The 17,264-nt window shown below is 60.4% G+C and carries 16 protein-coding genes and 1 riboswitch; of the genes, 10 read left to right on the top strand and 6 right to left on the bottom strand.

Annotation, left to right across the window (positions count from 1 at the left end):
• Positions 1–26: 26 nt before the first annotated feature.
• Positions 27–1,457, top strand: a complete 1,431-nt coding sequence (gene hldE / locus GNF76_RS08990; protein ID WP_155582825.1) for a bifunctional D-glycero-beta-D-manno-heptose-7-phosphate kinase/D-glycero-beta-D-manno-heptose 1-phosphate adenylyltransferase HldE — start codon at positions 27–29, stop codon at positions 1,455–1,457.
• Between the two features lie 14 nt (positions 1,458–1,471).
• A complete protein-coding gene (locus GNF76_RS08985; protein ID WP_155582824.1) occupies positions 1,472–2,404 on the top strand; it encodes an NAD-dependent epimerase/dehydratase family protein in 933 nt (310 codons plus the stop codon).
• A 35-nt stretch (positions 2,405–2,439) separates the two neighbouring features.
• Here the strand turns inward: GNF76_RS08985 and GNF76_RS08980 are convergent, their stop codons facing one another.
• From GNF76_RS08980 to GNF76_RS08965, 4 genes are all read right to left on the bottom strand, one after another.
• On the bottom strand, positions 2,440–3,405 hold the full coding sequence (locus GNF76_RS08980; RefSeq protein WP_155582823.1) for a metal ABC transporter ATPase: 966 nt from the start codon (positions 3,403–3,405) through the stop codon (positions 2,440–2,442).
• A gap of 41 nt (positions 3,406–3,446) precedes the next feature.
• Positions 3,447–4,259, bottom strand: coding sequence for an aldo/keto reductase (locus GNF76_RS08975; protein ID WP_155582822.1), 813 nt, complete (start codon positions 4,257–4,259; stop codon positions 3,447–3,449).
• Complete coding sequence (locus tag GNF76_RS08970) at positions 4,256–5,431, bottom strand: NAD(P)/FAD-dependent oxidoreductase (protein WP_155582821.1); 1,176 nt, start codon at positions 5,429–5,431, stop codon at positions 4,256–4,258. Before GNF76_RS08970 ends, GNF76_RS08975 begins: the two co-directional genes overlap by 4 nt.
• Positions 5,432–5,553: 122 nt before the next feature.
• Positions 5,554–5,889 (bottom strand): DMT family transporter, encoded by a 336-nt coding sequence (locus GNF76_RS08965; RefSeq protein WP_048727637.1) that lies wholly within the window; start codon positions 5,887–5,889, stop codon positions 5,554–5,556.
• A 102-nt stretch (positions 5,890–5,991) separates the two neighbouring features.
• On the opposite strand from GNF76_RS08965, the gene GNF76_RS08960 reads away from it, so the two are divergent.
• Both GNF76_RS08960 and waaA read left to right on the top strand, forming a co-directional pair.
• Positions 5,992–6,882 (top strand): LysR family transcriptional regulator, encoded by an 891-nt coding sequence (locus GNF76_RS08960; RefSeq protein WP_155582820.1) that lies wholly within the window; start codon positions 5,992–5,994, stop codon positions 6,880–6,882.
• A 23-nt stretch (positions 6,883–6,905) separates the two neighbouring features.
• Positions 6,906–8,183, top strand: coding sequence for a lipid IV(A) 3-deoxy-D-manno-octulosonic acid transferase (waaA, locus tag GNF76_RS08955; protein WP_155582819.1), 1,278 nt, complete (start codon positions 6,906–6,908; stop codon positions 8,181–8,183).
• A 123-nt stretch (positions 8,184–8,306) separates the two neighbouring features.
• Here the strand turns inward: waaA and GNF76_RS08950 are convergent, their stop codons facing one another.
• Positions 8,307–9,746: a TolC family outer membrane protein gene (locus GNF76_RS08950; RefSeq protein ID WP_155582818.1), complete on the bottom strand. Its 1,440-nt coding sequence runs from the start codon at positions 9,744–9,746 to the stop codon at positions 8,307–8,309.
• A gap of 196 nt (positions 9,747–9,942) precedes the next feature.
• A riboswitch (TPP riboswitch) is annotated at positions 9,943–10,048 on the top strand.
• Between the two features lie 149 nt (positions 10,049–10,197).
• On the opposite strand from GNF76_RS08950, the gene thiC reads away from it, so the two are divergent.
• Both thiC and cytX read left to right on the top strand, forming a co-directional pair.
• The gene (gene thiC, locus GNF76_RS08945; protein ID WP_155582817.1) at positions 10,198–12,102 is read left to right on the top strand and encodes a phosphomethylpyrimidine synthase ThiC; all 1,905 of its coding nucleotides are present in this window, start codon (positions 10,198–10,200) and stop codon (positions 12,100–12,102) included.
• 165 nt (positions 12,103–12,267) lie between these two features.
• Positions 12,268–13,557, top strand: coding sequence for a putative hydroxymethylpyrimidine transporter CytX (cytX, locus tag GNF76_RS08940; protein WP_155582816.1), 1,290 nt, complete (start codon positions 12,268–12,270; stop codon positions 13,555–13,557).
• Here the strand turns inward: cytX and GNF76_RS08935 are convergent.
• Complete coding sequence (locus tag GNF76_RS08935) at positions 13,526–14,272, bottom strand: RsiV family protein (RefSeq protein ID WP_155582815.1); 747 nt, start codon at positions 14,270–14,272, stop codon at positions 13,526–13,528. The genes cytX and GNF76_RS08935 overlap by 32 nt on opposite strands.
• A 225-nt stretch (positions 14,273–14,497) precedes the next feature.
• Between GNF76_RS08935 and GNF76_RS08930 the strand changes: the two genes are divergently transcribed.
• The 4 genes from GNF76_RS08930 to GNF76_RS08915 all read left to right on the top strand — a co-directional run bounded on the left by GNF76_RS08930 (position 14,498) and on the right by GNF76_RS08915 (position 17,256).
• Complete coding sequence (locus tag GNF76_RS08930; RefSeq protein WP_155582814.1) at positions 14,498–15,115, top strand: NUDIX domain-containing protein; 618 nt, start codon at positions 14,498–14,500, stop codon at positions 15,113–15,115.
• A complete protein-coding gene (locus tag GNF76_RS08925) occupies positions 15,106–15,555 on the top strand; it encodes a DUF1249 domain-containing protein (protein WP_155582813.1) in 450 nt (149 codons plus the stop codon). Before GNF76_RS08930 ends, GNF76_RS08925 begins: the two co-directional genes overlap by 10 nt.
• A gap of 100 nt (positions 15,556–15,655) precedes the next feature.
• On the top strand, positions 15,656–16,471 hold the full coding sequence (gene cpdA, locus GNF76_RS08920) for a 3',5'-cyclic-AMP phosphodiesterase (RefSeq protein ID WP_155582977.1): 816 nt from the start codon (positions 15,656–15,658) through the stop codon (positions 16,469–16,471).
• Positions 16,472–16,647: 176 nt separating this feature from the next.
• On the top strand, positions 16,648–17,256 hold the full coding sequence (locus GNF76_RS08915; protein ID WP_155582812.1) for a YqiA/YcfP family alpha/beta fold hydrolase: 609 nt from the start codon (positions 16,648–16,650) through the stop codon (positions 17,254–17,256).
• Positions 17,257–17,264 lie beyond the last annotated feature (8 nt).

Raw genomic sequence — 17,264 nt, 5'->3', positions numbered from 1 at the left:
TGTTCATTTTGTATGTGGGTTGCTCCATGAAGTTGTCCATGCCGCGATTCGATCAAGCCCCTGTCTTGGTGGTCGGCGATGTCATGCTCGACCGTTACTGGCATGGCGGTACCTCACGGATTTCCCCTGAGGCACCGGTACCGGTAGTCAAGGTCGAGCAAATCGAAGACCGCCCAGGCGGCGCTGCCAACGTTGCCCTCAATATTGCCGCTCTCGGCGCCCCCGCCTCCCTGGTGGGTGTGACGGGTGACGACGAAGCCGCCGACAGCCTGGCCAACAGCCTGCGTGGTGCCGGTGTGCGTGCGCTGTTCCAGCGTATTGCCCATCAGCCGACCATCGTCAAGCTGCGGGTCATGAGCCGTCACCAGCAACTGCTGCGTATCGATTTTGAAGAGCCCTTCGCGACTGACGCCCTGGCCCTTGCTGCCCAGGTCGATGAGTTGTTGGAAGGTATCAAGGTGCTGGTATTGTCCGACTACGGCAAAGGCGCCTTGAAGAATCACCAGATGCTGATCCAGGCCGCCAAGGCCCGGGGCATTCCGGTGCTGGCCGATCCCAAGGGCAAGGACTTCTCGATTTATCGGGGCGCCAGCCTGATCACGCCAAACCTCAGCGAGTTTGAAACCATTGTTGGCGGTTGTGTCGATGAGCACGAACTGGTGACCAAGGGTGCAAAACTCATGGCCGATCTCGACCTGGGCGCCCTGCTGGTGACCCGTGGTGAACACGGTATGACCCTGTTGCGTCCTGATCACCCGGCCATGCACCTGCCTGCGCGGGCTCGTGAAGTATTTGATGTCACCGGTGCTGGCGATACAGTGATTTCCACCTTGGCGGCTGCGATTGCTGCCGGTGAAGAGCTGCCCCATGCCGTGGCCCTGGCCAATCTGGCGGCGGGTATCGTGGTCGGCAAGCTGGGTACGGCGGCCATCAGTGCCCCAGAGCTGCGCCGCGCGATCCAGCGTGAAGAAGGTTCGGAGCGAGGTGTGCTGGGCCTGGAGCAGTTGCTGCTGGCGGTCGACGATGCCCGTGCCCATAACGAAAGCATTGTTTTCACCAACGGCTGTTTCGACATTCTCCATGCCGGTCACGTGACCTACCTGGAGCAGGCGCGCGCTCAGGGCGATCGCTTGATCGTCGCGGTCAACGACGACGCTTCGGTCAGTCGCCTGAAAGGCCCGGGTCGGCCGATCAATAGTGTTGATCGGCGTATGGCGGTGCTGGCGGGGTTGGGCGCAGTGGACTGGGTGATCAGCTTCTCCGAGGGAACTCCGGAAAATCTGTTGGCCCAGGTCAAGCCGGACGTACTGGTCAAGGGCGGCGATTACTCCGTCGACCAGGTCGTCGGTGGCGATATCGTCAATGCCTATGGCGGCAAGGTCAAAGTGCTGGGGCTGGTGGAAAACAGCTCGACCACGGCGATTGTCGAAAAAATCCGCAGCAATGACGTTACTTAATAGGTTTTACCGATATGGCTGATGCCCCCCTTGTTCTGATCACCGGCGGTGCTGGTTTTATTGGCTCGCACCTGGTGGATGCCTTGCTCGTGAAGGGCTACGCCGTTCGGATCCTCGATGATTTATCGACCGGCAAGCGCAGTAACCTGCCCATGGACAACGCTCGAGTGGAGTTGCTGGAAGGTGATGTCGCCGACGCTGCGTTGGTTGCTCGCTCGGCCATTGGCGCTTGTGCGGTGGTGCACCTGGCGGCGGTTGCCTCGGTACAGGCGTCGGTGGATGACCCGGTCAGCACGCACCAGAGCAATTTCATCGGTAGCCTGAATGTCTGCGAGGCGATGCGTGAGGCTGGGGTCAAGCGTGTGGTGTTTGCCTCCAGTGCGGCGGTGTATGGCAACAATGGTGAAGGCGCTTCCATTGATGAGGAGACGTCCAAGGCACCATTGACGCCTTATGCCTCGGACAAACTGGCCAGCGAGCACTATTTCGATTTCTATCGTCGCCAGCATGGTCTGGAGCCGGTGATTTTCCGCTTCTTCAATATCTTCGGGCCACGGCAGGACCCTTCTTCGCCCTATTCCGGGGTGATCAGCATCTTCAGTGAGCGCGCGCAAAAAGGCCTGCCTATCACTGTGTTTGGCGATGGTGAGCAAACCCGCGATTTCATGTATGTGGGAGACCTGGTGGACCTGCTGGTGCAAGCCATTGAAGCCGAAGAGGTCCCGGCAGGTGCGATCAACGTCGGCTGGAACCAGACCACTACACTCAAGCAGGTGCTGGAGGCATTGGTCGAAGTGGTTGGCGACTTGCCGGCTGTCAGCTACACATCAGCGCGGTCGGGGGATATTCGTCACTCACGGGCGAACAATCAGCGTTTGTTGGCGAGTTTCAAACTGCCGGAGCCGACGCCAATGAAAGTCGGATTGGCGCGCTTGCTTCAGCTGTGACTCAAGGGCAGGGTGTCGAACGATGAGCGCAGCCGCTATCGGCTTGCCTTCTTCGGCACCATCTTGCGCAAGATCTGCCGCGCCTTGCCGGTCAGTTGTTTCAGCTTCGATTCCTTCTCGGGTGTGCTCAGTCCTTGTTGTCTGAGCCAGTCCTTCCACCGGATCCGTTCATCGCGTACCAGCCAGCCCTCCTGCTGGGCAAAGCTTTCTGCCAGGTACAGTCCTCGGGTACTCGCCGGATAGAGTTGATCCTTTTTTAAGGTATACAGCTCGGCACACGGCTGGCCGTCCTTGAGCGGCATCAGGTACAGGTCGGGGCGCTGACGATCCAGTCGCGCCACCAACTGGTCGCCCTCCAACCGCTCATCGACATGAAACAGGCTCAAGGACTTGGCCTCTCTCGGCACTTCCAGGCGCAAGTCATAGATCAGTTGCAGCGAGGCTGTGGGCAAATGCACATAGGCCCGTGGGCGTTCGATCAGTTGCATGGTGGCGCAACGTACCGGGCGGGCGGCACCTGATAGTGGGCTCAGGCGAAACGGCAAGGCTTCTCGGTAATGCAGGGCAGAAGAGTAGGGCGCCGGCAGCCAGGTGTCGTTGAAGCGACCGCCGAGCCAGCCTTCCGGGGTTTCCAACAGACACTCTTCGGCGATTTCCTGGATAGCGGTGTGCAGCGGCAGGTTCAGTTCGTGGGCCGGGACGTAACCGGAAATCAGCTTGAGCACCACGTCACCACGATCCTGCCGACGTTGGCGCACCAGTACCCAGTAATCGCGATTCTGCCAATGCAGGGTCAGGCGCACTGAAACGCCGAGATTGGCCAGTTCCAGGGAAAACCGTTCGGCATCGGCCACTGTCACCGGTTTGCGTCGCTGCAACGTCTGGGCAAAGTTGAGCGGCATGCCGACGCTCTGGTAGCTCAGGCCTTCGGGGGTGGCTTCGACGAACAGTGGCAGTGTCTTAAAGTTACTGGGGTTCTTTCTTATGAGCGTTCGCGGCATGTCGGCTCCTTCTTGCGTCGGGGTCGGCCGCGTCGGCGGCATCAGAGTTGGCGGATGACCTGGGCAGCGGTCGCCACGTTATGGGCGAGGTGCAGCGGATTAATGGTCCCGACAATAGCACTGGCGACGCCAGTTTGCGCAAACAACAACATGAAACTGGCATGAATTGGATCCATTCCGGGCTCCAGGCACACATGACCACTGGCCAGGGCCTTTTTCACCAGGATGCCTTTGCCATGGGCGGCAGCATAGTCAATCACGGCCTGCTCGGCCTGTTCGTTCAGATTGTAGGTGACCATGGCACAATCGCCCCGTTCCAGAGCCTTCACGCCGCCTTCGACGGTTTTGCCGGAGAAGCCGAAACCTCGGACCTTGCCCTCGCGCTTGAGCTCCTCCAGGGTCTGGTAGACCTCACAGTCATTGAGGATATGCAGGTCGTTGCCGTCGGAGTGCACCAGCACCAGATCGATAAAATCCGTTTCCAATCGTTGCAAGCTGCGCTCCACCGAAAGCCGGGTGTGGGCAGCACTGAAATCGTGGTGGGACACGCCATCGACGAACTCTTCGCCGACCTTGCTGACAATCACCCAGTCCTGGCGCTGGCCGCGTAACAGCGGCCCCAGGCGTTCTTCGCTGCGGCCATAGGCGGGGGCAGTGTCGATCAGGTTGATGCCCAGGTCACGGGCCTGGCGCAAGAGCATCCGCGCTTCGTCGTCTCCTGGGATCTGGAAGCCGCTGGGGTATTTCACCCCTTGGTCGCGGCCCAGCTTGACGGTGCCAAGTCCCAGCGGGGAGACCCATAAACCGGTGCTGCCCAGGGGGCGGTGAAGGTCATGCAGGGTCGGCAGGCTCATGGCAACAGTTGCTCCCAGGCGGGTTGGGCGAGGGGTGGCTTTGGCAGGTCGGGCAGTTTTTCGGTGGATGTTGGCTTGATGCCGTCACGTTCCAGCGCATTGATCACCCGATCGGCGAAGTCGGGTGCCAAGGCCAGTTTGGTCGGCCAGCCCACCAGCAGACGATCCTGCTCCGCGAGAAAGGCATTGTCCGGGCGGGTCAGGCCTGATTGCAGTGGTTCGGCGCGATCAACACGCAGGGTGGCCCACTGCGTCTGGCTCATGTCGATCCACGGCAGCAGTTGCGCCAGTTCCTTTTGTGCCGTGGCAATCTGTTCTGCTGGCGTGCGTGCGACACCTTCAGCCTCGGCAATGTCGCCGCCCAGGTACCAGACCCAATTGCCATCAGCCGCCGGGTGAGTGGTGACGGTGATGCGTGGCTTGGTGCCGCCGCCCAGGCAGTGGGCGTACAGCGGTTTCAGACCGGGGCCCTTGGCGATGATCATGTGCAGCGGACGGCGTTGCATGGCGGGCTGGCTCAAGCCCAATGCGCTCAGCAGGTCAGCCGTACCGGCACCGGCGCTGAGGACGATGCGCTGCGCGCGAATCTCGCGGCCATCGACCTTCAGGCCCACCAGAGTGCCGTCTTCCAGCAGCGGTTCGATCTGTTGCCCGGCGAGTAAACCATCCCCGGCCAGTTCTGCCAGGCGTTCGATCAGGCTTGGCACGTCCACCACCAGCTCGGCCAGACGGTAGACCTTGCCTTTGAAGCGGCGGTCTTGCAGGGCAGGCGGCAGGTCGTCACCCTTGACCTGATCCACCCGGCCGCGCACGGCCTTGCTGGCGAAAAAGCTGGTGAGGTTGCCGGCCAGGGTGCCCGGGGACCACAAATAATGAGCCTGAGACAGTAGGCGCACGCCGGACAGGTCCAGCTCGCCGTTGCCCGCCAATGCTTCGCGCCAGCGGCGGGGCATGTCGGCAATGGCTTCGGAGGCGCCGGTCAGGGCACCGTGCAAGGCGTATTTCGCACCACCGTGAATGATCCCCTGGGACTTCACGCTCTGCCCGCCGCCCAGCGAGGCACTTTCCACCAGCACCGTGGAAAACCCCTGGCTGCGCAGGCGCGCATTGAGCCAGAGGCCGGCAACCCCGGCGCCGACAATCAGAACGTCGGTGGAAATAACGGATGGCATGCGGCGACCTCAGTGTTCAAGACAAGCTGCCAAGTATACAGGCTCATGCCATGTGCACTGTAGGAGCTGTCGAGTGAAACGAGGCTGCGAATTCTGGACTCACTTGAGTGCTGAGCGAACGGTCAATGCCCTGCCGTTTTCGAAAACAACTGAATCACCACCACCCCCAACACAATCAGGCCCATCCCGAGCATCGCGGGTATATCGAGTTTCTGCCCATAGATAAACAGTGCAGCAATGCTGACCATGACGATCCCCATCCCGGCCCAGACGGCATAGGCCACGCCCACCGGCACAGTACGTACCACCAGGGTCAGCATCCAGAAGGCCACGCTGTAGCCGACAATCACCAACAGCAACGGGATCGGCGTGCTGAAGCCTTTGATCGCTTTCATGGAAACGGTAGCGATCACTTCCGAGCAAATGGCGATAGCCAGGTAATAGTAAGCAGCGTTCATGGGGTAATCCTCGGTGTAGGGTCGCTTGATAAGGTCGGCATTCTAGAGACTCCACAGATGGGGTAAAGTCATTACCTATCCGAAATAAAGATGGGTTTGGCCATGAGTGTGCAATGGAGCCTGGAGCAGATGCGCCTGTTTGTCAGCGTCGCCGAGCAGCGCTCGTTTTCGGCGGTGGCGCGGGAGCAGCGCAAGGCGCAGTCGGCGGTCAGCAATGGCATTGCTTTATTAGAGGCGGATTTGGGGCTGAGCCTGTTTGATCGTAGCAGCGGCCGCCAGCCCCGCCTGACCGAAGCGGGCATGGTGTTGCTGGAAGAGGCGCGGGAGGTGTTGCGTCAGTGTGAACGGCTCAACGGCCGGGCTATGTCCTTGATGCGCGGGGAAGAAGCATGCCTGCGCCTGGCCCAGGACGAAGCGATGCTCTATCAGCCGGTACTCGATAGCCTTGAGGGGCTGGCCGGTAAATTCCCCAGTCTGGAGGTGCAACTGTTCAGCGTCGCCCAAGGTGATGTGGCGCGCAAACTGGTGGAGCGCCAGGCGGACCTGGGCTTGTTGTTCTACCACGACCAAATCCCCGAAGCCCTGGAGCGGCGAGTGGTCGGCAGTGTGGAAATGGTCACGGTGTGCGGCGTCGGGCATCCGCTGGCAACGGGGAAACATGTACTTTGCCAGCACCTGGCGCAGTTTCGCCAATTGCTGATGTCCACCCAAACCAGTGTTTATCCCGGCAGCGAAGCCGCCAGCCCGCAGGTGTGGCGTGCCGACAGCTTCTATGTGCTGGCCGAATGGCTCTCGCGGGGGTTGGGCTGGGCCTGGCTGCCGCGACACGTGGTGCAGTACCCGACCTATCAGGGCCAGATGGTCGAACTGGACAGCGAATGGACTCCGCCGGCGCTGGTGGTGGAGATGGTATGGCGCCGTGATGAGCCCTTGGGCCCGGCTGCACGTTTCCTGGCCGAACGTTTTGCCGAGTGCTTGCAGGCGATCGACTGAAAAAGCCGATAAACTCCGCCGCCATGAATAGAACTCTCTACAGCTGTCTGTTTTACCTGGCGCTGCCGTTGGTGGCTTTACGTCTATGGCTGCGGGCCCGCAAGGCGCCGGCTTATGCCAAGCGCGTCGGCGAGCGCTTTTCCTACGGGTTGCCGGCGATGCAACCCGGCGGGATCTGGGTGCACGCCGTGTCGGTGGGCGAAAGCATCGCTGCCGCGCCGATGATCCGTGGCCTGTTGCAACGTTATCCACAGTTGCCGATCACCGTCACCTGCATGACACCCACCGGTTCCGAGCGGATCCAGGCGTTGTTCGCCAATGAGCCGCGGATCCAGCATTGCTATCTGCCCTATGACTTGCCCTGCGCTGCCGCGCGGTTTCTCGATAAGGTCCAGCCGAAGCTGGCGGTGATCATGGAGACCGAGCTGTGGCCCAACCACATCCATCAGTGCGCCAAACGCAAGATTCCGGTGGCACTGGCCAACGCGCGATTGTCAGCGCGTTCGGCGAAGGGTTACGGACGTTTCGCCAAACTGACTGCGCCGATGTTGGCAGAAATGAGTCTGTTCGCTGTGCAGACCGAAACCGAGGCTGAGCGTTTTCGCAGCCTGGGCGCGCGGCCGGAAACCGTCGAAGTCACCGGTTCGATCAAGTTCGATCTGACGATTGATCCTCAGTTGTTGGTGCGCGCAGCCGCTTTGCGCGAGCAATGGCAGGCCGGTGAGCGTCCGGTATGGATCGCCGCCAGTACCCACGAAGGTGAAGATGAAGTGGTGCTGGCCGCCCATCGTCAGTTACTCGCCAGCCATCCCGATGCATTGCTGATCCTGGTTCCGCGTCATCCTGAACGCTTCAACGCGGTGTTTGAACTGTGCCAGCAGCAAGGGTTTGCCACGGTGCGACGCTCCAGCGGCGAGCCGGTTATGGCGGACACTTCGGTATTGCTGGGCGACACCATGGGCGAATTGCTGTTTCTGTATGCCCTGGCCGACAGCGCCTTTGTCGGCGGCAGCCTGGTACCTACTGGCGGACATAACCTGCTGGAACCGGCGGCGTTGGCCAAGCCAGTCCTCGCGGGTCCGCATTTGTTCAACTTCCTCGAAATCGCCGCGATGATGCGTGAAGTCGGCGCGTTGCAGGAAGTGGACGATGCCGATGGCCTGGCAGTGGCGGTGCAACGTTTGTTCGAGCTGCCGCAGGATGCGCAGAAGATGGCAGAGGCAGGGCTTAAGGTGATGCGGGCCAATCAGGGTGCTTTGCAGCGGTTGCTGGATGGGTTGGGCAAACTGCTGAATCCCTGACAACACAAAACCAATGTGGGAGCTGGCTTGCCTGCGATATCGGTGTAACAGTCAACAGTGATGTTGAATGTAAATCCGTCATCGCAGGCAAGCCAGCTCCCACATTTTTGTTTTGTGTTGTGCTTAATAGTTGGGGTTGGCTTTCAACTGCTCTGCAGCCGCCTTGGCCAGGTCGGGCGGCAGGAAGTCTTTATCAGGGTTGTAATCAGCCTTCAGATACCGCGCCAAATCCTGCAAATCCCCCGGGTTCAATGTCCCTGCTGCCTGTTTCAAGCGCAGGTTGTCGAGGATGTAGTCATAGCGGCTGTTGTTGTAGTTGCGCACCGAGGTGTACAGCTGGCGCTGAGCATCGAGCACGTCGACGATATTGCGTGTGCCCACCTGGTAACCGATTTCCGTGGCTTCCACTGCGCTCTGGTTGGAGATGATCGACTGGCGGCGCGCTTGCACCTGCTCCACATCGGTGTTCACCGCGCGGTGCAGGTTGCGGGTGTTTTCCACCACTTGGCGGCGCAGGCCTTCGCGTTGCTGCTCGGTCTGGTCCAGGCGGGAATAGGACTCACGCACTTGCGAGCTGGTGAGGCCACCGCTGTAGATCGGGATGTTCAGGCGCAGGCCGACGGTGCGTTGCGAGACATCACCGCCGTAAGCGATAGGCAGGCTATTCGGGTTACTGAAGCCGAGGGCGTCGTTGTCACCCTTTTCATACTGCGCCACCGCATCCAGGGTCGGCGCGTGGCCGGCCTTGCGTTGCTTGAGGGTTTCCTCGGCCGCAGTCACCGCATAGTTGCTGGCCAGCAAGTTCAAGTTCTGCCGGCCTGCGGTTTCGACCCATGCCTTGGCGTCGTTCGGCGCCGGCGGTAACACCGGCAGGGTGTGGACGATGCCCTGGATCGCGTTGTACTGGCGGTTGGTCAGGGTGATCAGCGCTTCGAAGGCGTCGTCCACTTGGCGCTGGGCCAGGATCCGATTGGCCCGGGCGGTGTCGTAGCTGGCCTGGGATTGCAGCACGTCGGTCTTGTCCGACAGGCCGACATCGAAACGCTCATTGGACTGGTCGAGCTGGCGCTTGAACGCGGCTTCTTCAGCCTTGGTCGATGCCAGGTTGTCCTGGGCCCGCAGCACCGCGAAGTAGTTCTCGGCGCTTTGCAGGATCATGTTCTGTTCGGTGGCCGACAGTTGCAGGGCAGCCTGCTCATTGACCGCTTCGGCGGCCTGCAGCTGGAACCAGCGATCAATGCGGAACAGCGGCTGGCTCAAGGTCGCCCGCCAGGAGTGAGCATCCCGATTGGCGGTGGCGGCGGGCTGGTAGATTTGGGTGCGCACGTTATTACTGTCGGCACCGGCTGACAGGTTCGGCAGCAAGCCGGCGCGGGCCTGCGGCACCACTTCTTTCTGCGCGCCGTACTGGGCGCGGGCGGCAGCCAGGTCGGCGTTGTTATCCACGGCTTCCTGGTAGACGCTGACCAGGTCGGTTTTGGTCGTCAGGGGCGCTTCAGCTGCCCAGACCATTCCATTGGTCGCACAAGACACGGCAAGAGCCAGTGAGAGTTTGCGCAGCATGAGGCGATCCCTAGAGTGAATATTACGACAATAATTTAGCGCCCAAGGCTACGGCGAGCGATTCGGAGCGTCAAGGCCTTGAGCAGTAGCCGAGTGTAGTGGCGCCATCACGGCACAACAATCCGGTAATTACGCCATTCATCACGCTGAATGCACCGCTATTGGCAATTTGCCTGCTCCATGGTCTAGACTGGCCGCGTTCTTGTCGGGGTGCCTTGCTATGAGGCTGAGATCGGTAAATACCGGATCCCGTTGAACCTGATCAGGTTAGCGCCTGCGTAGGGAACAAGATTTCTCGTCACCCGGCGAGTCCTCTTGTGCTTCGTCCGGGATGTTGTTCGACAATCGAACAGCCCTCGTGCACCAAGCACAGCACTGATTTCAGTGCGTCCATCCGTTACAGGTTCGCTCCGACAAAAAATCCGCCGCCTGGATAGTTGGAGAGCCCGTGATGAGCACAGAACTAAAAAGTACAAAACTGAAAAACACCGTGCACTTGAGTGAATCGGCCAAGGTCGACTCCGGTTCCGTGCAGCCGTTTACCCGCTCGCAAAAGATCTACGTCCAGGGCACTCGTCCGGACATTCGCGTACCGATGCGCGAGGTCAGCCTCGACGTGACCCCCACTGATTTCGGCGGCGAAATCAACGCGCCCGTGGTGGTGTATGACACCTCCGGCCCGTACACCGACCCCAACGTCATCATCGACGTGCGCAAAGGCCTGGGCGATGTGCGCTCACCGTGGATCGAATCCCGTGGCGACACCGAGCGCCTGGCCGGCCTCAGCTCCCACTTCGGCCAACAGCGCCTGAGCGATGCCGAACTGACCGCCCTGCGTTTCGCTCATGTGAAAAACCCGCGCCGCGCCAAGGCCGGGGCCAACGTCACGCAGATGCACTATGCCCGCAAAGGCATCATCACCGCCGAGATGGAATACGTCGCCATCCGCGAAAACATGAAGTTGGAAGAGGCCCGTGCCGCCGGCCTGCTGGATCAGCAACACGCCGGCCACAGCTTTGGCGCCAGCGTGCCGAAAATCATCACCCCGGAATTTGTGCGCGAAGAAATCGCCCGTGGCCGCGCGATCATTCCGGCCAACATCAACCACACCGAACTGGAACCGATGATCATCGGCCGTAACTTCCTGGTGAAGATCAACGGCAATATCGGCAACAGTGCGCTGGGTTCGTCCATTGAAGAAGAAGTGGCGAAACTGACCTGGGGCATTCGCTGGGGTTCGGACACGGTGATGGATTTGTCCACCGGTAAGCACATCCACGAAACCCGTGAATGGATCATCCGCAACTCGCCGGTGCCGATCGGTACCGTGCCGATTTATCAGGCCCTGGAAAAAGTTGGCGGCGCCGCCGAAGACCTGACCTGGGAGCTGTTCCGCGACACGCTGATCGAGCAGGCCGAGCAGGGCGTCGACTACTTCACCATCCACGCCGGCGTGCTGCTGCGCTATGTACCGCTGACCGCCAAGCGCGTCACCGGCATCGTTTCCCGTGGTGGTTCGATCATGGCCAAGTGGTGCCTGGCGCACCACAAAGAGAACTTCACCTATACCCATTTCGACGAAATCTGCGAAATCATGAAGGCTTACGACGTCAGCTTCTCCCTCGGGGATGGCCTGCGTCCGGGCTCGATTGCCGACGCCAACGACGCTGCACAATTTGGCGAGCTGGAAACCCTCGGCGAGCTGACCAAGATTGCCTGGAAGCACGACGTGCAAACCATGATCGAAGGCCCCGGCCACGTGCCGATGCAACTGATCAAGGAGAACATGGACAAGCAGTTGGAGTGCTGCGACGAGGCGCCGTTCTACACCCTCGGCCCGCTGACCACCGACATCGCACCAGGCTACGACCACATCACCTCCGGCATCGGTGCGGCAATGATTGGCTGGTTCGGTTGCGCCATGCTCTGCTACGTCACGCCCAAGGAACACCTGGGGTTGCCGAACAAGGATGACGTGAAAACCGGAATTATCACCTATAAGATCGCGGCCCATGCGGCGGATTTGGCGAAGGGGCATCCGGGGGCGCAGATTCGCGACAACGCGCTGAGCAAGGCGCGTTTCGAGTTCCGCTGGGAAGACCAGTTCAACCTGGGCCTGGATCCGGATACCGCGCGCTCCTATCACGATGAAACCTTGCCGAAGGACTCGGCCAAGGTCGCGCATTTCTGCTCGATGTGCGGGCCGAAATTCTGTTCGATGAAGATCACCCAGGAAGTCCGTGAGTATGCGGCCAACCAGCGCATTGAGGCGGTGGATGTGGACGTTGCCAAGGGATTAGCGGAGCAGGCGGAGCGGTTCAAGCAGGAAGGTAGTCAGCTTTACAAGAAGGTCTGATCCAAAGGCGGCGGTGCTTGCACTGCCGCCATCGCGGGCAAGCCCGCTCCCACAGTTGATCGAGTTGTTAGTGGGTTCTGTGTTCACAGCAGACCCTCCTGTGGGAGCGGGCTTGCCCGCGATAGCGGTCTACCAAACAAAAAATGCCCCTCTGAGATAACACCCTTGAGCATTCAACCCAGCACCTATTCTCCAGACATTGCGGTCCCCACCGACAAACGCGTCTTCGGCGCCCGCGATCTCTTCTCCCTGTGGTTCTCCCTCGGCATTGGCCTGATGGTCCTGCAAACCGGCGCGTTATTGGCGCCGGGCCTGGGCTTGTCCGGCTCGTTACTGGCGATTTTCCTTGGCACTCTGGTGGGCGTACTGTTGCTCGCCGCCGTCGGGGTGATCGGCAGCGACACCGGCTTGTCCTCCATGGCCGCCCTCAAACTCAGCCTCGGCTCCAAAGGCGCAAGCCTGCCAGCGCTGCTGAACCTGCTGCAACTGATTGGCTGGGGCTCGTTCGAAATCATCGTGATGCGCGATGCCGCCAGCTTGCTGGGTACACGGGCGTTCAGCGAAGGCAGCCTGTTGGCCAGCCCGCTGCTCTGGACCGTGTTCTTCGGCGGCCTCGCCACCTTATTAGCTGTCAGCGGTCCGCTGACCTTTGTGCGACAAATCCTGCGCAAATGGGGTATCTGGCTGCTGCTCGCCGCCTGCTTGTGGCTAACCTGGAACCTGTTCGCCAAAGCTGACCTGGCCGCCCTCTGGGCTCGCAGTGGTGACGGCTCGATGCCGTTTGCCGCAGGCTTTGATATTGCCATCGCCATGCCGTTGTCCTGGCTGCCACTGATTGCCGATTACTCGCGTTTCGGCAAGCGTGCGAAAAGCGTTTTCGGCGGTACAGCGCTGGGCTTCTTTATCGGTAATTTCTGGCTGATGAGCCTGGGCGTGGCCTACACTCTGGCCTTTGCGCCGAGCGGCGAAGTGAATGCGCTACTTCTGGCGTTGGCCGGCGCCGGCCTGGGGATTCCGCTGCTGCTGATTTTGCTGGATGAATCAGAAAACGCATTCGCCGATATTCACTCGGCAGCGGTGTCCAGCGGGATTCTGTTGCGTTTGAAAGTCGAGCACCTGGCGTTGGCTATCGGTTTCATCTGCACCCTGATCGCCTGTCTGGCACCGCTGGCGCAGTATCAGAATTTCTTGCTGTTGATCGGTTCGGTGTTCGCGCCGCTGTTCGGTGTGGTGCTGGTGGATCACTTTATCCTGCGCCGCCGTGGCTCGACGGTGGTGGCGAGCTTGCGCTGGCCGGCGTTACTGGCCTGGCTCGGAGGCATCAGCACCTATCACCTGCTGGCCAATCTGTACCCGGATATCGGCGCGACCCTGCCGGCACTGGTGCTGGCAGGGCTGCTGCAATTTATCCTGGGCCGGGCCTTCAGTGGTGCGCAGGCACCAGTTCAGGCTTGATTACACCGCTGAGCCGCGCGTAGGGGAGGGTTATTTCGATCAGCCCCAACGCATAAGGTGCAATGGTGGTGACGTTGTACTTGAGGACTACCCCGGTGCTGGTCAACGCCACATTCGGGGTTTTCTGGAAGGGCCAGTTCTTCACGAATTCCGGGTCACGGTCCATTTGCGAACTGATCAGCCAGCTGTTGTGGGCCACTTTCGCGGTTCTCCAGAAGGCATCTTCCTGGCCTGGCAGCAGCATGTCGGCCAGGGTCAGCTCTTTGTGCAGCAGGCGTGAGTAGTTGATAAAGCCGCGTCCCGGGTCGCCGTGGGCGGTACCGGTATCCAGGTAACTGGACACTTCGATGATCACCAGTCCGTCATGCTGCTCACGTACCTTGGCTTGCAAGTACATGCTGTTGCGGTTGGGCGACTCACGCAAAAACTTTTCCCGGTAGGCGTTCAGGCTGGCCGGCACACTGGCGTTGGGCGAGGTGCGGGTCATCTGCAGCAGGCGTTGTTCCACCACGGTGTCGAGTTGTGGCTCGGTGGGGAAATGCACGGTATCGATGTTCACCAGCGGGCAATCCGGGCTGCTGCAGCCAGGCTTGATTTGCTCCGAGGCGTCGGAAGTGGTGTCCAAAGGCTTGAGGTAGCTGGGCTGGAACAGGCTCTGGCAAGCGCCGAGGGTCAGGGCAATACAAGCCATGGAGGCGATTTTTAAAAGCGACATGTGCGTCCTTCGTGCCTTCTAGAGAAATCAGGAGGAAAGGTGAAAATGTGGAGCTTCGACTACCAACAGGGCCGTCAGTTCGCCACTAAGCTGATTAGAGTGAGTTTGACGCCCGCCGTCCATCCCGGCAACTGGAAAGGGGCTGCATCCTGGGGCGGGAGCGCGTTAGGATGGCGCGATCTCGAGGGCTGCCTCGACACCGCCAGGCAATAAACGAGGTTGAGTATGACGGACATTGCGAAATCGACGCCGAGCAAGATTGAAGTGGTTCAGCGCGAGAATGCCTACAAGGGCTTCTACAAGCTCGATCGGCTGAAGCTGCGCCACGAAAAGTTTGACGGCGGCATGAGCCGTGAGCTCAATCGTGAAGTCTTTGTCCGCCATGATGCGGTGTGCGTGCTGCCTTACGATCCGCAGCGCGATGAAGTGGTGTTGATCGAACAGTTCCGTGTCGGCGCCATGGGGCGTACCGACAACCCATGGCTGATCGAAATGGTCGCCGGCCTGATCGACAAGGATGAGCAACCGGAGGAGGTTGCACACCGCGAAGCTGAAGAGGAAGCTGGACTGACCTTCTCTGCGTTGTGGCCAATCACCCAGTATTTCCCTTCGCCGGGCGGCAGTACCGAATTTGTTCATCTGTTCCTGGGGCGTTGCGACAGCAGCGGGGCAGGTGGCGTCCATGGACTGGAAGAGGAAGCAGAAGACATTCGCGTCACCGTCTGGGCCTTCGAAGATGCCCTGCAAGCGGTACGTGACGGGAAAATTTCCAACGCAGCCAGCATTATCGCCCTGCAATGGCTTGCGCTTAATCGCGCGGAAGTGAGGGGGTTATGGCAGTAAAGGCACGGGAGCGATATCGGGTTGACCTGATCGGGCTGCAAGCAGCCTGCGAGGCCAACTATGCACGGCTGATGCGGCTGCTGCCGGACATGCGCCATACCCCTGAGGCGCGGCGCATTGCGGTGACCCGCGGGGACCAGATGCTCGGCGTGCTGACCCTGGAGGTCGTGCTTGCCTGCCCGTACACCACAACGTTACGGGTGCGTCAGGAGCACAGCCTGCCCTGGCTGCCGGTGCCGCAGTTGGAGGTTCAGGTGTACCACGACGCGCGCATGGCCGAAGTGGTCAGTGCCGAGCATGCGCGACGCTTTCGCAGCATCTATCCTTACCCCAATGTGTTCATGCACCAGCCCGATGAGAAAGCACAGCTCAATGTGTTCCTGGGTGAATGGTTGAGTCATTGCCTGGCACTGGGCCACGAGTTTGAAGTCGTTCGATAGATGTGAACTGCGTCTGCTTCCTTGGATTTCCTCTTTGTGTCCTGCCCCAGCATAATTGCGCCTAATGTCCATTCCTGTGATCACGCCCTGGGAGAACGCCTTGCCGAGCGTATCCACTTTGAACCCTGACGCTGCGGCGTTGCTGGTGCAACTGTCCGACAGCCACCTGTTTGCCGAGGCCGACACTCAGCTGCTGGGCATGAATACCCGCGACAGCCTGCAACGGGTCATCGACCGGGTACTGGCCCGGCAGCCGAAAATCGACTTGCTGCTGGCCACCGGCGATCTGTCCCAGGACGGTACGCTGGCGTCTTACCAGGCGTTTCGTGACATGACCCGGCAAATCCCGGCGCCAGCGCGCTGGATTCCGGGCAATCACGATGAACCCCAGATCATGGCGCACGCCGCGATCAACAGCGCGTTGCTCGAACCGGTGGTGGATGTGGGCAACTGGCGCATCACCTTGCTGGATTCCGCCGTGCCAGGCTCGGTGCCGGGGTATTTGCAGGACCGGCAACTGCAATTGCTCGCGCAATCCTTGAGCGAAGCGCCAACCCGTCATCATCTGGTGTGTTTCCACCATCATCCGGTGTCTATCGGTTGCGCCTGGATGGAGCCCATCGGCCTGCGCAATCCCGAGGCGCTGTTTGCTGTGCTGGATCGCTTTCCCCAAGTGAAAGCAGTGCTCTGGGGGCATGTTCATCAGGAAATCGACCGTGAACGCAACGGCGTGCGCTTGCTGGCGTCGCCTTCTACGTGCATTCAATTTGCGCCAGGCAGTGAGGATTTCAAGGTCAGCGAGGAGGCACCAGGCTACCGCTGGCTGCGGCTGCATGCCGACGGGCGGTTGGAAACCGGTGTGGAGCGGGTCGAAGGCTTCGTGTTCCAGGTGGATTACGGTAGCAATGGCTACTGATTAAATGTGGGAGCTGGCTTGCCTGCGATGGCGGCGTGACAGTCGCTGCCGGGTATTCTGGCCTACCGCCATCGCAGGCAAGCCAGCTCCCACAGGTGATTGGTGGTGCGTGGAGAGACCGAGCCCGTTGTTCCCTGTAAACTGCGCCTCTTTGGCAGCCCCACAGAGGACCCGGAATGTCCGCTTCGATCTTGTATATCCACGGTTTCAACAGCGCGCCGGCCTCCAACAAGGCCCGCCAACTGATCACCGTGATGGACAGCCTCGGTCTGGCTGATCAATTGTGCGTGCCGGCCCTGCATCACCACCCGCGTCAGGCGATAGCCCAGCTGGAACAGGCCATCAGCGAGATGGGCCGGCCACTGCTGGTCGGCAGCTCACTCGGCGGCTACTATGCAACTCATCTTGCCGAGCGCCATGGCCTCAATGCCTTGCTGGTCAACCCTGCGGTCAGCCCCCATCGGATGTTCGACGGTTACCTGGGCACCCAGAAGAACCTCTACACCGATGAAACCTGGGAACTGACCCATGATCACGTCGCAGCCCTGGCCGAGCTGGAAATCCCGGCGCCCCAGGACGCACAGCGTTATCAGGTGTGGTTGCAGACCGGGGATGAAACACTGGATTATCGTCTCGCCCAGCAGTATTACCGGGCCTGTGCCTTGCGCATCCAGGCCGGTGGCGATCATGGTTATCAGGGGTTTGCCCGGCAGCTACCGGCGCTGTTGAGTTTTGCCGGCATTGGCGCCGATCAGTATCAATCCTTCGATTTCACAGCACTGTGAAACCGCAG

The sequence above is a fragment of the Pseudomonas spelaei genome (assembly GCF_009724245.1).
In the GTDB taxonomy this organism is placed as follows: Bacteria; Pseudomonadota; Gammaproteobacteria; order Pseudomonadales; family Pseudomonadaceae; genus Aquipseudomonas; species Aquipseudomonas spelaei.
The sequence above is the reverse complement of the archived record's forward strand: the minus strand, read 5'-3'. Positions and strand labels throughout refer to the sequence as shown.

Coding starts and splice junctions, on each gene's coding strand:
- GNF76_RS08970 (WP_155582821.1), bottom strand. CDS start 5,431: ATGCCATCCGTTATTTCCACCGACGTTCTGATTGTCGGCGCCGGGGTT.
- GNF76_RS08980 (WP_155582823.1), bottom strand. CDS start 3,405: ATGCCGCGAACGCTCATAAGAAAGAACCCCAGTAACTTTAAGACACTG.
- GNF76_RS08985 (WP_155582824.1), top strand. CDS start 1,472: ATGGCTGATGCCCCCCTTGTTCTGATCACCGGCGGTGCTGGTTTTATT.
- GNF76_RS08975 (WP_155582822.1), bottom strand. CDS start 4,259: ATGAGCCTGCCGACCCTGCATGACCTTCACCGCCCCCTGGGCAGCACC.
- thiC (WP_155582817.1), top strand. CDS start 10,198: ATGAGCACAGAACTAAAAAGTACAAAACTGAAAAACACCGTGCACTTG.
- GNF76_RS08935 (WP_155582815.1), bottom strand. CDS start 14,272: ATGTCGCTTTTAAAAATCGCCTCCATGGCTTGTATTGCCCTGACCCTC.
- GNF76_RS08915 (WP_155582812.1), top strand. CDS start 16,648: ATGTCCGCTTCGATCTTGTATATCCACGGTTTCAACAGCGCGCCGGCC.
- hldE (WP_155582825.1), top strand. CDS start 27: ATGAAGTTGTCCATGCCGCGATTCGATCAAGCCCCTGTCTTGGTGGTC.
- GNF76_RS08960 (WP_155582820.1), top strand. CDS start 5,992: ATGAGTGTGCAATGGAGCCTGGAGCAGATGCGCCTGTTTGTCAGCGTC.
- GNF76_RS08925 (WP_155582813.1), top strand. CDS start 15,106: ATGGCAGTAAAGGCACGGGAGCGATATCGGGTTGACCTGATCGGGCTG.
- GNF76_RS08950 (WP_155582818.1), bottom strand. CDS start 9,746: ATGCTGCGCAAACTCTCACTGGCTCTTGCCGTGTCTTGTGCGACCAAT.
- waaA (WP_155582819.1), top strand. CDS start 6,906: ATGAATAGAACTCTCTACAGCTGTCTGTTTTACCTGGCGCTGCCGTTG.
- GNF76_RS08930 (WP_155582814.1), top strand. CDS start 14,498: ATGACGGACATTGCGAAATCGACGCCGAGCAAGATTGAAGTGGTTCAG.
- GNF76_RS08965 (WP_048727637.1), bottom strand. CDS start 5,889: ATGAACGCTGCTTACTATTACCTGGCTATCGCCATTTGCTCGGAAGTG.